Genomic DNA, 15,259 nt, shown 5'->3' with positions numbered 1-15,259 from the left:
GCCATGACACGCCGGACCACGTCCGGCCCACGCCGGCTCAGATGTTGATGCTCTGGGGCACCCGGCTCGGCAGCAGGAAGGGATAGGGCCCGAAGCGCGTCCGGTTGCGCTCGGAAATCAACGCCTCGAGCTCCTCGAGCTTCGACTGGAAGCGCGCGAGCGGCTCGCGCACCTTCGCGTCCTTGAACCAGTCCCGCTCGTAGCGGCCGAGCCTCGTGTGGACCACACCGCCCAGCAGGTGCATGAACTCCATCTGCAGCGTGGCCATCTCGAGCGGCGGGAAGTAGTCGAGATAGTCATTGTTGTCGGAGTCGCTCAGGGAGACGGGGGCCGCGCGGTACGCCGCGGGCGGCGTGGCGGGCGCGTAGTTCATCAGCCCCGCCTGCGGCGCGTTGACGGCCGCGTGCTGCGCGCTCGCGGTGAAGACGATCAACGTGAGCGCCCGGCACAGGTACGCGAGGCTCTGGATGCGCCCGTCTCCCGCGTCACCGAAGCCGGGGATGCGCGCGCCGTCCCGCGAGACGATCTCCGCTGCCCACTCCTGGAGGGCCCTGTCCGCCCGCACCTCCTCGTCCGAGCGGTAGTACAGGTTGACGTAGGTGGTCACCCACTCCTCGATGGCGTGCCAGAGCCCCAGCGCGTCATCCCGGTACGGGTACTCGAGCACGGGGTCGTTCACGCCCCGCGCCTGGAGGTCCTCGGGCAGGAAGAGCGAGTTGAACGGCCGCGAGTTCAGGCTGTCCGCGGCGACCTTCCGGCTCGCCCAGATGGTGCCGCCCAGCGACTTGTCCACCTCGTGACCGGGTGCCACCAGCGTGGCCTGCGCCATGTCGTTGATGTTGAGCGTGCCCTCGAAGTGCGGCCGCAGCAGCACGCTCACCGGGTGCGCATCCGGAATGCACCGGCGCGTGGCAATCGCTATCGGGCCGATCAGCAGGTGTGTGAGGCCCAGGTGGGAGACGAGCTCGTGGTGGTTGAAGTCGGCGACGGTGACCACGAGCTTCGCCTTCTTCCAGGCCTCGCCGTCCGCGGGCGTGAAGATGGGGTAGCTGCGCGGGTCCTGCCCGCACTGGATGGCCACGGGATGGAGCCGCCGATGTTCCGAGCCGCGCCGGGGGAGCGCGAACAGGGCGAGCGGGGCGAAGCAATACTTGGGGCCCAGGGGGAAGTTGCCATTCTTCACGTCCGCCAGGGCCGCGTAGTCACACAGGAAGAGCCGCCCCTCGGCGCCCGCCAGCGCCAGCGAGTCCCGCGTGTCGTTCAGGGCGACGTGCAACTGCTCGTCGGTGACCGGGAACTTCTCCCCGGGCGCCGCCACCCGCTTCAACACCAACGGGTTGAAGCCCGCCACGCGCAGGTAGGCGAAGACCTCGTCGGACTCGAACTTGTCGGCGAACCAGGGCCGCTCGAGCGTGGTGAACAGGCGCGCGTAGTCATCCAGGGACGTGGGACGCCCGGAGTGCTTCGCGTCCGCCTTCTCGAGCATGGAGTCGAGGATGACGAGCGGATGGGAGACGCCCTTCTGGAGGAAGTCCCGGGAGACGACCGCGACCGTCTTGAGCAGCGAGAGAATCCCCGGCTCGTGCGCATCACCGCTGAAGGTCAGCGGCCCCTCTTCTTCCTTGGGGAGCGCCACCTCGAGCTGCTCCGGCGTCAGGTGCTCGAGCTGGGCCGGAGCCAACTCGCACATCTCGTGCGGAACCACCTGGTGCAACGGCATCGCGTCGAGATTCACGACACCGAGCCCCACGTGGTGGAGCTCCACATTCGCCGTGTCGTCGTCGGAGAACGAAACCGAGTCATCCCAGTGCAGACGGTTGCGCACGGCCTGGAGCGAGAGCTGCACGCACTGCATGATCCACCGGATGTCCGGCTTCTCCGCCTTCGGCAGCGTGGCGATCATCGCGAGCGGCGCCAGCTTCGTGTAGTCGTACCGGTAGAGCTGCTTCGGGTCCGCCGGGTTGTCCTCGGAAGAAACGGGCGGGGTGTTCTCGGCGGGATTCGACATGGCGGGGCAAACGGTACCAGTTCCTCCTCGCGCCGGACGGAAGCCGGAGCGCGAGACGGGCCTGCCAACACACGCTCGCCAGCCCGGCCGCCCCATCCTCGCGAGGGACACGGTAGAACCCTGTCATGCGGTCCGGGCCCGCGTGAGGCCCGCTTTGTTTGTGGTCACAAGAGTTTGATTCAGGAGCAGTCCCTTCCCATGCACATGTCTTTGATTGACGGTCCTGGCCGGGCCGGGCGTTCGCGCGCGCCCCGGTGGGTGGCCTTGCTGATGGTGGTTGGCCTGGTGGCGTGCAAGACGCAGCCGCCCGAGGAGCAGGCGCCCTCCGGTCCCAGCCTCTACCTGGAGCTGGCGGCCCTGAATGGAGGGGCCGTGTCCAAGGCCCGCGTCCGCCTGTCCTCGGGAGAGGAGCGGCAGACCACCGAGCAGGGAACGGTGCTGCTCGACCAATTGCCCGTGGGACGCCAGGCGTTGCTGGTCCAGGCCGAGGGTTTCTCCTCCACCGTGCTGGCCTTCGACATGGACCAGGACGTCCGCGCGGGCGCCCGCCTCCAACTCATGCCCCTGGGGGAGCCCCACCCCTTCGATGCCAGCATGGGGACCAGTCTGCCCATAGGAGGCATGCAGCTCACCGTTCCTCCGGGCGCGCTGCGCGACGCCCAGGGCAATCCCATCCAGGGAGAGGTGGAGGCCTACCTGTCCGCGCTGGACCTGGACCACGGCGAGCTGCTGGCGGCTCCCGGGCTGCTGGAGGGCGTACCTGTCCCCGGCGCCGAGCCGGTGGGCCTGGAGAGCCTCGGCATCGTGTCACTCGTCTTCCAGCAGAACGGCCGCGTCATCCCCTTCGCCCGTGGAACGCACATCGGCGGCCACCTCCCGGGACGCCCCGGCTCCGCGGGAGATCCAGACGGACGGCCCGGCACCCGGCGCAGCGCGCTGTCGTCCGCGGACACCTATCCCCCCGTGCCCATCTGGCGGTTGGATGCGGAGAGCGGACGCTGGGTTCCGACGGACGATCAGGCCGTGGTCACGGGCTCCAGGTGGGAAGCCACGCTGAACAACACGCCGTCCCTGTTCAACGTGGCTCTGCCCTTCTGGTGGCGCTCACCGGAGGCGAATCCCGGCAAGCCCTTGCAGGCGCCCACGCCACGATGGGTGGGAACGGTCTGCCTGGAGGTGAAGGTCGAGGATGAGAAGGGCCAGCCAGTCGCGGGCCGCATGGTGGTGGCCCAGGGCGTGGAGTACAAGGGCCTGACCCGTGGGATGACGGACGCTGGCGGGCAGGTGCGGCTGGAGGTGATGCGGGGTCAGAGCGTCAAAGTGGATGCCGCTGAGCAGGCGATACCGGTGTTCACGGACAGCGGCGCGGGCACCTGCTCGGGCGAGGGTGCGCCGCCGATGTCCATCACCCTGAAGGTGGCGGCGCCGCTGTGCACGCCGGGCACTGCGAGCGACTGTGCCTACAGCGGCCCCACGCAGGGAATCTGCCGGGCTGCGCGGAAGACCTGTGACGCACAAGGCTCGGCGTGGAGCGCCTGTGAGGGCGAGGCCGGCCCCCAGAAGGAGCGCTGCGACAACTCCGTGGACGACGACTGCGACGGCACCGTCAACGAGTCGTGCAAGCGCCTGTGCCAGGAGGGAGAGACGCAGTCCTGCTACGAGGGCCCCGAGGGGACGGAGAACGTGGGCATGTGCCGTGGGGGCACGCGGACGTGCGTGGCGGGGGGTACTGCCTGGTCCGCATGTGAAGGACAGGTGCTGCCCGCGGCCGAGGACTACACGCGGCCGGAGGACGAGGACTGTGATGGGCGGACGGGAATGTGCCTGCCGGATGTGTCCCAGCCGTGTGACTACACCGGGCCGGTTGGAACGAAAGACGTGGGCCTGTGCCGCGCGGGAACCAAGACGTGCAATGGGACTGGCACGGACTGGAATGTCTGCACGGGTGAGGTGCTGCCCGCGCCCGAGAACTACGTGCAGCCGGAGGACGAGGACTGCAACGGGACAGCAGAGGTGTGCGCGTCTGGCTCGTCCCAGCCGTGTGCCTACACCGGACCGGCGGGGACGGAAGACGTGGGCATCTGCCACGCGGGAACCCAGACGTGCAATGGCACCGGTACGGCCTGGAATGCCTGTACGGGTGAGGTGCTGCCCGCGCCCGAGAACTACGTGCAGCCGGAGGACGAGGACTGCAACGGGACAGCGGAGGTGTGCGCGTCAGGCTCGTCCCGGCCGTGTGCCTACACCGGACCGTCGGGGACGGAAGACGTGGGCATCTGCCACGCGGGAACCCAGACGTGCAATGGCACCGGCACGGCCTGGAGTGCCTGCACTGGCGAAGTCACTCCGCAGAGCGAGAGCTGCACCAGTGCGCTGGATGAGGACTGCGATGGGCTGCGCAATGAATCGCCTTGTGGCTGGGTGCCGACGACCAGCATGGACACGACCCGTAACCATCCCGCGGCGGTCAAGCTGAACAATGGCCACGTCCTCGTCATGGGCGGCTTCAACTCGAGTGGCACAGCCCTCGACACAGCCGTGGTGTATGACCCGGCCGCCCTGACCTGGACTCCCGCCGGCAACATGAAATCGAAACGTGCCCACATGGGCGCCGTGCTGCTGAGCGATGGCCGGGTCCTCGCCGTGGGTGGATGGGACGGCACCGGCCGGACCAACACCGCCGAGGTGTACGACCCCGGCACCCAGACATGGACGCTCGTCCAGGCCATGAGCTCGGGGCGCGAATTCCATACGGTGACAGCGCTGAGCAACGGCAAGGTGCTCGTCACGGGAGGAGCCGGCGCGAGCGGCAAACTCGACACCGCCGAGGTCTATGACCCGGGCGCCAATACCTGGACCAGCACCAGCACGGCCATGGGCTCGGCGCGTACCATGCACACGGCGACACGGCTGAACGATGGCCGGGTGCTCGTCACGGGCGGGCATGACAACACGAACACCCGCCTCACGCTGACCCAGCTGTACGACCCGGCCACCAACGCCTGGACCACTGTCGACGCCATGAACACGGCTCGAACCGCGCACAGGGCGACACTGCTGAGCAACGGCCAGGTACTCATCTCGGGTGGAGCTGGAGTCAGCACACACGCCCTCGACTCCGAAGTGTATGACCCGGCCGCCGACAGCTGGACGACCAAGGGAAACCTGACCAAGGCCCGGGATGAACACGGCACGGTGCTGCTGAGCAATGGCCACGTGCTCGTCACGGGAGGTGATAGTGAGGGCACCAGCACCGCCACCGTCGAGGTGTATGACCCGGGCGCCGGAACCTGGACGACCACCAGCGCCGCCATGAACGCGGCGCGCACCGCGCATGCCATGGTGCCGCTGAACACCGGCGAGCTGCTCGTCATCGGGGGAAGCAGCACCGACTCGGACAGCGGCGCCCTCTCCACGGCCGAGGTGTACAACCCGATGCCCGAGGCCCGGTTCAGCCCGTGAATCCCATGCGCGCCCCCTCTTCCCTCGCCTCGTGGTGTGTCCTGGCCCTGCTGACCTCCACGGCCTCCAGCGCCGAGCCCCGCCAGCTCCGGGGACAGGTGCTGAAGGTGGGCGCCCATGACGAGACCCAGCCGGCGGCCGGGGCCCAGGTGGTGTTGCAAGGCTTTGGCAACCCCGTGCGCACCGGCTCCGACGGCGTCTTCCGCCTCTTCCTCCCCGAGGCCCTGCTGCCCGGCGACGCCCTCAACCTCCAGGTGACGCTCAAGGGCTATCGCCTCTGGGCGCCCATGGAGGGCCTCTCCCAGGTACCGAACGACTTCCAGCGGCAGGTGGTGGAGGTGAAGTTGCTTCCGGCCGGCTCGAAGCGCTTCCTCTCGGACGAGGGCATCGAGAGCCTGCTGCGCGAGGCCTCCGAGCGAGCCAAGGAGCAGGTGAACCAGGGAGGGAATCCACAACAGGTGCAGATGGGGCGCTACGTGGCCGAGTGGGCGCGGCGCAACGGCCTGGGCGCGCAGCAGGTGAAGCAGGAGGTGGACCGGTGGGTGGCCGAGGTGGAGCGCACGCGCGGCGACGAGCACAAGCTGGCCCTGGCCGCCTTCGCCCGCGGCGACTACGCGGTGGCGGCGGAGCACGCCGAGAGCTCGGCCGAGCGCAAGCTGCGGCAACTGGAGGAACTGGAGCAGGAGCGGCGCCGGCTGCAGCTGGAGGCGGTGCGGGACCTGACGCTGAGGGGGGATGCGCACTTCAGCGGCTACGCCTTCGACAAGGCGCTGGAGTCCTACGAGCGGGCGCTGCGGTACGTGTCCGTGGAGGACAGCGCGGAGCAGTGGGCCCTGCTGCTGGTGAACCGGGCGCGGGCACTCCGGGAGATGGGGCAGCGCGCGGCGGGCGCGGAGGCTCGCGAGCACCTGCGGGAAGCGGAGGCGGCGTGCCGGCGGGTGCTGGAGGTGTTGAAACCGGAGCGGTGGCCGGTGCCGTGGGCGCGGGCCCAGAGTCAGCTCGGCACCGTGCTGCGCGAGCGCGGGGAACGGGCCGAGGGCAGGGAGAGCATGGCCCTGCTGGAGGAGGCGGTAGCGGCGCACGAGCGGGCGCTGGAGATCATCACCCTCGAACAGCAGCCGCGGGCCTGGGGTGAGAGCCAGCTCAACCGGGGCACCGCGCTCTTCTCACGGGGCCTGCGGCTACCGGGAGAGCCGGGGGTGCGGTTGCTGGTGGAGGCGGCGGGAGCCAACCGGCGGGTGCTGCGGGCACTCGCTCGCGAGGAGTACCCCCAGCAGTGGGCGCTGGCCCAGCAGAACCTGGCCGTGGCCCTGGAGGAGCAGGGCCTGCGCACGAAGGGGAAGCCGGGGGACACGCTGCTGGAGGAGGCGGTGACGGCGCACCGGGCCGCCCTGGAGGTGCGCACCCGCAAGCGCTTTCCCCAGGAATGGGCGGAGACCCAGTTCAACCTGGGGCTTGCCCTGGGGCGGCGTTTCCAGCGCGCGGAGGGGGCGCGCGCCCGGCGGCTGATGGAGGAGGTGTTGGCGGCGTACCGGGCGGCCCTGGAGGTGTACACGCTCGAGGCGCAGCCCCAGAAGTGGGCCCAGGTGCAGTCCGCCCTCGGTGATGCGTTGACGATGCAGGGGGATCGCACCCAGGGCGAGCAGGGGCGGATGGTGTTGGAGGACGCGGCGGAGGCCCACCGGCGGGCGCTCCGGGTGTTCTCTCGCGAGGCGCTGCCCCAGGACTGGGCGATGGCGCAGAACAACCTGGGGAATGCCCTGTGGGCCCTGGGCAAGCAGGTGGGCGGGCACGAGGCGGCGGCCTTGCTGGAGCAGGCGGTGGAGGCGTACCAGCGGGCCCTGGAGGTGTACACCCGGGAGGCCCTGCCGCGGGACTGGGCACAGGTGCAGTGGAGTCTGGCGGGCGTGAGGAGGTTGCAGGGGGAGCTCGGGGGAGGACGGCAGCGGATGGAGGAGGCGGTGGCGGCCTACCGGAACATCCTGGAGGTGCACACGCGCGAGCATCAGCCGCAGAAGTGGGCGGGTTCCCAGAACGACCTGGGCGTGGCGCTGTGGACGCTGGGAAACCCCACTCCGGGCGAGGAGGGACGCAAGACGCTGGAGGAAGCGGCGGCGGCGTACCGGGCGGCGCTGGAGGTGTACACGCGCGAGAGCCAGCCCCAGGACTGGGCCATGGTGCAGGGAAACCTGGGCGAGGTGCTGCGCGAGCTGGGCAGCCGGACAACTGGCGAGGCCGCGGCGGCGCTGCTATCGGCCTCGGAGGAGGCGTGGCTGCGGGCCCTGGAGGTGTACACGCGCGAGCAGCCCGAGGACCATGAGTGGGCCCGGCAGGAGCTGGAGAAGACGCGGCAACTCCAGAAGCAGCGAGGCCTGACGGTACAGTCCGAGTGAGCATGAAACCCGAAGAGCCGACGCCGTACACGCTGACCATCGAGATCGCCCGGGCCGAGGGAGCGGGAGACCCGCACGCCTTCCGCTGCATGCGCCAGGACTACGTCTTCCGCAGCGCGAAGGGCTTCGGTAGCGCGGAGTTCCCCTGGGACGAGCAGGTGCTGGGAGCGATGGCGCAATTGCTGCGCCCCCGGCCGGACTCCGCGGCCATGCAGCGTCTGGGCGAGCAGCTGCGCACGTTCCTCGAGCAGGGGTTGAGCACGCACGAGGGCTGGGCGCATCACGAACAGGCGCTGCTCCAGGCGGTGGAGGCGGGCCGCCCGGTGTACGTCACCTTCCGCTTCGGCGCGGCCGAGCTCTACAGCCTCCCGTGGGAGCTGGTGACGTTGCGCACCACCGGGCAGCACCTGGGTGAGCTCTCCGGGTGCCTGGTGCAGTACGAGTGGCCGGGCGTGCACCCGGCGCCCCTGCCCTCGCGGCCTCCGGGCCTGGGGCGCGTGCTGCTTGGCTGGTCCGCCGCCGGGGGGGACGTGCCCTGGAAGGAGCACCGCGAGGCCCTGGCTGGCGCCGCCAGCGGCAACCGCTATGGCTTCGAGCCGGAGAAGGACGTGGTGGCGCGGCTGTCGCTCGCCTCGCTGGAGCAGGCGCTGCGCGAGGCCACCGCGGCGGACCGTCCCATCACCGCGCTCCACCTGCTGTGCCACGGGACGCAGCTGGCCAGCGGAACCTCCGGGCTGGTGTGGGACGGCGCGGGGGGTGAGCCGGAGGTGGTGGACACCGCGGCGCTGCGGCGCGTGCTGGCGCCCTACGTGGGCTCACTGCGGTTGGTGGTGCTGTGCGCCTGCTACGGAGGCCATGCGGGCACGCCTGGCAACGCGCTCGGCAGCGTGGCGCAGGGGCTGCACCGCGTGGGCCTGGAGGCCGTGGTGGCCTCGCGTCTGCCCTTGTCGGTGGAGGGTTCGGTGTGCCTGGCCGAATCCTTCTATGGTGCCTGGAAGGGCCCGGGCTCCGTGCGCCCCGCGCTGCTGGAGGCCCGCCGCGCGCTGATGCGGGCCGGTGGCCTGGAGTGGGCCTCGCTCCAGCTCTTCTCCCCCACCGAGCCGGCCCGTCCCGCCGCACGGTTGTGGCGCCGCACGGTGTTGATGGGGCTCGGCGCCACGGCGGCCGTGGGACTCGCCATCGGGGCCGTGAGTGCACTGCCCAAGGCACAGCCCCTCGGCGGACAGGTGTATGACGAGGACGGGCAGCCCGTCGCCGGTGCGCGGGTGACGCTCCTGCAATCCCAGCCCGGCGCGTCCGTGGAGACTCGGACTGATGCCCAGGGGAGCTTCCACCTCGAACTGCGCGCCGAGCACGAGGCGGAGGTGCGCTTCCGCGTGGAGAAGGAGGGCCATGTGCCCTACGAGGGCAGCGCGAACCTCGGCAACACCGGGCTCGGCTTCACACTGGAGCGCGCGCAGTAAACGCCCCTTCGCGCCACGAATCCCATTCAAGAAAGTGATCACATATCCCCTCTCCCCTCGGGAGAGGGTCGGGGTGAGGGTGCCTGTTCCCGTTCTTCAACCCGTGGCCCGAAGTGTGGACAAGGGGTTCAACCCGGGATGCGTGGCACCCTCACCCCGTCCCTCTCCCGGAGGGCGAGGGGAAATGGACAGGGCGAGGGGAAATGGACGCGTTGTCAGCACAAAGGGCTCAGCCCTGGCCCTTGGAACCAGAGAGCGCGGCCAGCGCGGCGCGGCCCGCCTCGCGGAAGGTGCGCTCCCAGTGGCGCAGCTCGGCGAGCGACACACCGGCCCGCGCGGCGATGGCCTTGGGTGACTCCGCTCCCGTCATCAGCGCCACCACCGCCTCTTCCATGCCCTGCACACCGGGCCCGGAGGAGACCGCCGCGGGAAGTCCCACCGGCAGACCCAACAGGGCCGCGGCGTTGGACACGGATGGAGTCACGGCACGGGCCGTGGCCTGCGCCAATGGCAGACGCACGGCCGGGTCTCCCAGCAGCACGTAGCCCGACACATCCTGGCGCATCATCCACAGGTGACCGCGCCGCACGCCGTCCTGCGCATTAGCGCGCCCGGCGGCCCTGTCCGACTCCGCCCCGTCCTCGAGCAACGTAAGCTCCAGGTTGGCCTCGGAGGCGAAGCGCAGCAGCGCGGACAGGCCCACACCAGCGCGGCGTCCCTCCACCAACTCACGCAGCAGACCAAGGAAACGCGAGGCACGGCCGCGCGTCTGGGTGTCCACGTCCGAGAAGCCATAGCTCCACGCCAGGTCCACGTGGGCGATGAGCGCCAGTGGCCCATCCGGGTTGGCCAGCGCGGCCTGCGGGAGCGCGGCGATGAACGGCGGCTCACCGGCCTTGGGCAACGAAGCGAGCACGGCCTCGGGATTTCCCAGCCGCGCCCCCGCGTCCTGGAGGCGCCGCAGCCAATGGAAGTACGGACTCGCCCGGGGCGTACCGCCGCCGAAGCACGCCAGGTACACCCAGAATCCGCCCGGAAGGAAGGGCCGCGAGGCCACGTCCTCGGCGCGCAGATGCTCGCCGGGACCCAGGCTCATGGCGCCCTGGAGGGCCTGCTGCTCGCTCGCCGAAGCCCAGCCCTTGCGCGGCGCGCCCAGCCCGTGGCTCACCGACAGCAGCACGCCCGGACGGGGCATGGCCACCTGGTCCAGCAGCTGCTGGGCGGACCACTCCTCGGTGTTCCCAACCTCCTGGATGTCCGCGTTGAGCTCACCCCGCTGCTGACGGGTGCGGCACGCCTGGAGGCTCGGGAGAACGAGCTGCTGATAGCCGACCCGGGTGGCGGCGGTGCCATCATGCGCGGTGAAGAAGAGCGAGCGCGCCCGGGACTCCATGGACGGAGAGCGCTCCCAGCGCAGCACCTTGTCGACATAGGCGGACAGGCCCCGCTCATCGCGGAAGGCGAGCCGGCCCACGAAGACATCGCTGCCCAGGCCCTGCTGGAACTCCAGCGACACCTGCTCCGGGTCTCCCAGGATGAGCAGATAGCGGGGCCACTCGCGCTCGGGGAGGGACTCGTCGCGCAGCACGGTGTTCTTCCAGCGCACGGCGTCGGGGCCGCCCAGGCCCGGAGCCACACGGAAGCAGCGCGCGGGAGCCCCCTGCTGCTGCTCACGCCACTGGCGCAGCGGCGCGACGAGCGCGAGAAGCCTGTCACCCGCGGGGCCCTCGGGAGCCATCACGGCCCAGCGCTGGGCGGCCAGGTCATTGGCGTCTCCACCCGGGTCCCACAGATGCTTGTGCGTCTGCGAGCGCTGCGCCGACGCGGGAGCCTGTCCCAGCGAGTCATCGGGCAGGCCGGACTCCAGCACGGGGCGTTGGTCGTCGGCATGAGCCAACAACAGTTCGAGCTCCATGGGGACACTCCTTACGGGTGCACGTCGTCGAAGCTCCGGGCCATGGGATGGGGCCCGGGGTCCACCTCGGGGCCCTCGCCCCGGACGAGACACACGGTGCGCAGGCCCGCCGCGACGGCCGCGTCCAGCTCCGCCCTCACGTCCGACAGGAAGAGCACCTCCGCCGCGGGCAACCCCAACTCCCGGACGATGGCCGCGTAGGACTCCGTCTCCTTCTTCCCGCCCACGCCCGTGTCGAAGTAGCCACTGAAGAGCGGCGTCAAATCACCGAAGCGCGTGTGGCTGAAAAGCAGCTTCTGCGCATGCAGCGAGCCCGAGGAATAGACATACAGACGAAGCCCCCGCTCCTTCCACTCACGCAACCGGCGGGGCACGTCCTCGTAGACATGGCCCTGGAAGTCGCCCTGACGGTAGCCCGCTTCCCACATCAATCCCTGCAGGCCCTTGAGCGGCCCGATCTTGCGGTCCTCCTCGATCCACCGCAGCAGCGTGGCCACCAATTGCCCGTCATCCAGCGCCCCACCGGCCACCTGGCGGGCCTCATCCAACAACTGGCGTACCTCGGGCCGCTGACCGTGCGCGCGCACGAAACCGGGCAGCTCGCGCGCCGCGTAGGGGAAGAGCACCTCCTTCACGAAGGACAGGCTGGAGGTGGTGCCCTCGATGTCGGTGACGATGGCCTGGACCATGCCGCTACTCGAACCGGGGGAAGCGCGAGGCGATGTCGCTGCCCGTGGGGTGGGCCACCCAGCCCTCGGTATTCGTGAAGAGGCGGATGGCGGTGAAGCGCGGCTGGGGCCCCATGTCGAACCAGTGCGGCGTCCCATCCGGCACGCCAATCAGGTCCCCCTTCTCGCACAGCACGTTGTAGACGCGGCCCGCCTTGTGGATGGTGAAGAGGCCCTGGCCCTCCACGAAGAAGCGCACCTCGTCCTCGCTGTGCGTGTGCTCGTGGAGGAACTTGTTGCGCAGCGCCACCTTGTCCGGGTGGTCCGGCACCATGCTCAGCACGTCCGCCGTCTTGAAGCCCCGCTCCGTCTTCAGCCGCTCCACCGAGTCCTGGTAGGCCTCGAGAATCTCCGCCTGGCTCGCCCCCGGCTTCAACGGCTGGCGCGCTTCCCAGCGCTCGAAGCGGATGCCCACCGCGCCCAGCTCGCGGCGGATGGCCTCGAAGTCCCGGGTGTGCACCCGCTCACCCGACGCATCGCCCTCGTCGAACACCTTCAGCTCGCTCATCGCTTCAGTCTCCTCATCTCCAGCTCACACTCGAACAGGAACTCGAACGCCTCCACGTGCCGCCGCGCATCCGCCACCGTGCGTCCCCACGTGTACAAGCCATGGCCCTCGATGAGGTAACCATGCAGACCCGGGCGCTCCCGCATGTATTCCTCCACGCGAGCCGCCAGCCGGGGGATGTCCTGGTCATTGGGGAACACGGGCACCTCCAGGCGCGTCGCGTGCGTCTCCACACCGGACAGCGCCTTGAGCACCTCATACCCCTCGAGCACCACGCCCCCGGGGCTCAGCCGCGACAACAGCGTGGCGGTGCGCGAATGCGTGTGCAGCACCGAGCCCAGCGAGGGCTCGCGCCGGTACAACTGCAGGTGCAACGCCGTCTCCGCCGAGGGCTTGCGGCCCGGAGAGAGCACCTCGCCCTCCAGCCCCACCACCAGGAAACCGTCCGCGTCCAGCTCACCCTTGTGACGGCCCGAGGCGGTGATGACGAGGTGGCGCTCATCCAGCCGCGCCGAGAAGTTGCCCGCGGTGGCCGGTACCCAGCCGCGCTCGAAGAAGAGGCGGCCGGCCTTGATCAGCTCCCCGGTCCTGGCGCCGAGGTCCTCAGTACTCACCATGACGGAGCAGTCTATACGGACTCCGTCATGGGCGTGTGCGCTCCCCCGCTCGCCTACCTGCCCGAGCTCGTCCCCAGGTGCTTCTCCAGGAAGAGGAAGGTGGCCATGGTGATGGTGTCTCGGTTGGCCTTCTTGCCGAAGCCGTGGCCCTCGTCGAGCGCGAGCATGTACCAGACGTCCGAGCCCCGGGCACGCACCGCCTTGACGATCTGCTCCGCCTCGGACTGGGGCACGCGCGGATCATTGGCGCCCTGCTGCACGAAGAGCGCGGCCTTGATGCGCTCCACCGAGTTGAGCGGGGAGATGCGCTCCTGCACCTTGCGCACCTCGGGGTCGCGCTCGTCACCGTACTCGACGCGGCGCAGCTCCTGGCGGTAGGCCTGGGTGTTCTGCAGGAAGGTGGGCAGCGAGGAGATGCCCACCACGTCCACCGCCGCCTTGAAACGCTCGGGGTAGTAGGCGGCGCTGGCCAGCACCATGTAACCACCATAGGAGCCGCCGTACACGCCCACGCGCGAGGCATCCAGCTCCGCACGCGAGGCGATGTAATCCAGCGTGGCACCGATGTCCGCGAGGCTCTGCTCGCGCTTCACCCCGTCATCCATGGCGCGGAACGACTTGCCGTACCCATCCGAGCCCCGCACGTTGGGCGTCAACACCGCCATGCCCATCTCCACCGCGAGGTACTGGGTGAAGGTGCTCAGCCAGGGCCGGCTCTGCGCCTCGGGGCCGCCGTGGAAGACGGTGACCACGGGCACCTTGCCCTTGCGCTCGCGCGGCAGGTAGAGGAACGCGGGCACCTCCACACCGTCCTTTGCCTTGTAGCGCACCAGTTCGGGCTCCACGAAGGTGTCCGTGTCCAGGCCGCCCACCTCCGAGCGCGTCCAGCGGGTGCTCTTCTTCGTGCGCAGATCCAGCATGTAGATGTCCGCGGGCGACTTCGAGGTGGTGACGCCATAAACGAGCACGTCCGAGCGCCCGCGCGGGAAGGTGAACTGCGTCATCACGCCCCGGGGCATCTCCACCGGCGAGAGCGAGCCCCGCTTCGTGTCCATGAGGTACAGCCGGCTGTAGCCGTCCTCATTCGTGCTCACGGCGAGCGTCTTGCCGTCATCGGAGAGCGCGATGCCTTCCACGTTCCAGCGGATGGACTTCGTGAGGGACGGGGGCGCGGAGGTATAGGGCGCCTTGTCGAGCTCCAGCTTGTAGAGCTCGGAGAAGTCGCTGTAGCGGTCGGTGACGATATAGGCGCTCTTGCCATCCGGGGTGAAGACGGCGCCATTGATGCTGCCCTTGCCCTCCTTGGGGGTGAGCTGGCGGCGCTCACCCGTCTTCATGTCCACCACGTGCAGGTCGGAGTCATCGGCGGCGCGGAACTGGAGGGCGAGCAGCCGGGAGCCATCGCGGGAGAAGTCGCCGGGGTACCAGGAGCCCTCGGCCTCGGTGAGGCGGCGGGCCTGCCGGGGGTTGTCCGTGGGCGCCACGTAGACGTCGGTGTCCTTGCCGTTGCGGCCGGTGCCACTGTAGGCGAGCCACTTGCCATCATTCGAGAGCAGGAGCGCCTCGTGGCGGCTCTTGCCATCGGTGAGCATCTCGGAGCGGCCGTTGCGCCGATCGAGCCGGAACAACTGGAAGAACTCGCCGCCGCCCACGTCCTGCATGAAGAAGAGGACGTTGGAGTCCTTGGGGTGGAAGACCGCGGAGTTGATGGGCTCCGGCGTGAAGGTGAGCTGGGAGCGGGCGCCCATGGGCTGCTCCACCACGTGGAGCTGATTGGTGTCCGAGAAGCGGGTGGAGATGAGCACCTGCTTGCCGTCACGGCTCACGTCCATCAGGTTCGCCGAGCGCGACTCGAGGTACTGCAGGACGCGCTTGCGCAGCTCGGGAGGAATCTCGGGCACACCGCTGGCGAGCAGGTTGGGCTGGCCGGGCAGCGGGGTGGCGCCCTGCACCGTGGAGGGCGAGGCGGACTTCTGCGCGGGCTGCGCAGAGGGCTGGGCGAGCGCCACGGGAGCGCCCGTCAGCAGCGACATGAGCAGGGGGGTGAGGGTTCGGAGGTTCATGGTGCGCGAACCCTACCAGCGGCCGTTCGCATGGATTGATCAGTTTGACGCTGTAGTTCCACGCTGTTCACCCGCCCGCCATCTCCGGGTGTTACGCCCACC

General features: G+C 69.7%; 9 protein-coding genes. 3 read left to right on the top strand and 6 right to left on the bottom strand.

The window, feature by feature from the left end; translation table 11 throughout:
• Positions 1 to 37: 37 nt before the first annotated feature.
• Positions 38 to 2,008: a lipoxygenase family protein gene (locus tag BO221_RS40065; RefSeq protein ID WP_073566188.1), complete on the bottom strand. Its 1,971-nt coding sequence runs from the start codon at positions 2,006 to 2,008 to the stop codon at positions 38 to 40.
• A gap of 198 nt (positions 2,009 to 2,206) precedes the next feature.
• Here BO221_RS40065 and BO221_RS40060 point away from each other — a divergent pair, with 198 nt between their 5' ends.
• Genes BO221_RS40060 through BO221_RS40050 form a run of 3 tightly spaced genes read left to right on the top strand, consistent with a single transcriptional unit; the run spans position 2,207 to position 9,326 of the window.
• The gene (locus tag BO221_RS40060; protein WP_158079999.1) at positions 2,207 to 5,470 is read left to right on the top strand and encodes a kelch repeat-containing protein; all 3,264 of its coding nucleotides are present in this window, start codon (positions 2,207 to 2,209) and stop codon (positions 5,468 to 5,470) included.
• A gap of 5 nt (positions 5,471 to 5,475) precedes the next feature.
• Positions 5,476 to 7,863 carry a tetratricopeptide repeat protein gene (locus BO221_RS40055; protein WP_073566186.1) on the top strand — a complete coding sequence of 796 codons (2,388 nt, stop codon included), beginning with the start codon at positions 5,476 to 5,478 and terminating at the stop codon, positions 7,861 to 7,863.
• A 2-nt stretch (positions 7,864 to 7,865) separates the two neighbouring features.
• The gene (locus BO221_RS40050; protein WP_073566185.1) at positions 7,866 to 9,326 is read left to right on the top strand and encodes a CHAT domain-containing protein; all 1,461 of its coding nucleotides are present in this window, start codon (positions 7,866 to 7,868) and stop codon (positions 9,324 to 9,326) included.
• 229 nt (positions 9,327 to 9,555) lie between these two features.
• Here the strand turns inward: BO221_RS40050 and BO221_RS40045 are convergent, their stop codons facing one another.
• The 5 genes from BO221_RS40045 to BO221_RS40025 are packed head-to-tail and all read right to left on the bottom strand — an operon-like array spanning position 9,556 to position 15,157.
• On the bottom strand, positions 9,556 to 11,241 hold the full coding sequence (locus BO221_RS40045; protein ID WP_073566184.1) for a C25 family cysteine peptidase: 1,686 nt from the start codon (positions 11,239 to 11,241) through the stop codon (positions 9,556 to 9,558).
• Between the two features lie 11 nt (positions 11,242 to 11,252).
• On the bottom strand, positions 11,253 to 11,930 hold the full coding sequence (gene mtnC / locus BO221_RS40040) for an acireductone synthase (protein WP_073566183.1): 678 nt from the start codon (positions 11,928 to 11,930) through the stop codon (positions 11,253 to 11,255).
• 4 nt (positions 11,931 to 11,934) lie between these two features.
• On the bottom strand, positions 11,935 to 12,477 hold the full coding sequence (locus BO221_RS40035; protein ID WP_073566182.1) for an acireductone dioxygenase: 543 nt from the start codon (positions 12,475 to 12,477) through the stop codon (positions 11,935 to 11,937).
• Positions 12,474 to 13,094: a methylthioribulose 1-phosphate dehydratase gene (locus tag BO221_RS40030; RefSeq protein WP_073566181.1), complete on the bottom strand. Its 621-nt coding sequence runs from the start codon at positions 13,092 to 13,094 to the stop codon at positions 12,474 to 12,476. Before BO221_RS40030 ends, BO221_RS40035 begins: the two co-directional genes overlap by 4 nt.
• Positions 13,095 to 13,147: 53 nt before the next feature.
• A complete protein-coding gene (locus BO221_RS40025; RefSeq protein ID WP_083682161.1) occupies positions 13,148 to 15,157 on the bottom strand; it encodes an alpha/beta fold hydrolase in 2,010 nt (669 codons plus the stop codon).
• Between the last annotated feature and the right edge of the window lie 102 nt (positions 15,158 to 15,259).

The sequence above is a fragment of the Archangium sp. Cb G35 genome, assembly GCF_001896145.1.
GTDB classification, from domain to species: domain Bacteria; phylum Myxococcota; class Myxococcia; order Myxococcales; family Myxococcaceae; genus Archangium; species Archangium violaceum.
Note: the sequence above shows the minus strand (reverse complement) of the source record. Positions and strands in the feature narration are given on the sequence as shown.

Coding starts and splice junctions, on each gene's coding strand:
- BO221_RS40065 (WP_073566188.1), bottom strand. CDS start 2,008: ATGTCGAATCCCGCCGAGAACACCCCGCCCGTTTCTTCCGAGGACAAC.
- BO221_RS40060 (WP_158079999.1), top strand. CDS start 2,207: ATGCACATGTCTTTGATTGACGGTCCTGGCCGGGCCGGGCGTTCGCGC.
- BO221_RS40055 (WP_073566186.1), top strand. CDS start 5,476: ATGCGCGCCCCCTCTTCCCTCGCCTCGTGGTGTGTCCTGGCCCTGCTG.
- BO221_RS40050 (WP_073566185.1), top strand. CDS start 7,866: ATGAAACCCGAAGAGCCGACGCCGTACACGCTGACCATCGAGATCGCC.
- BO221_RS40045 (WP_073566184.1), bottom strand. CDS start 11,241: ATGGAGCTCGAACTGTTGTTGGCTCATGCCGACGACCAACGCCCCGTG.
- mtnC (WP_073566183.1), bottom strand. CDS start 11,930: ATGGTCCAGGCCATCGTCACCGACATCGAGGGCACCACCTCCAGCCTG.
- BO221_RS40035 (WP_073566182.1), bottom strand. CDS start 12,477: ATGAGCGAGCTGAAGGTGTTCGACGAGGGCGATGCGTCGGGTGAGCGG.
- BO221_RS40030 (WP_073566181.1), bottom strand. CDS start 13,094: ATGGTGAGTACTGAGGACCTCGGCGCCAGGACCGGGGAGCTGATCAAG.
- BO221_RS40025 (WP_083682161.1), bottom strand. CDS start 15,157: ATGAACCTCCGAACCCTCACCCCCCTGCTCATGTCGCTGCTGACGGGC.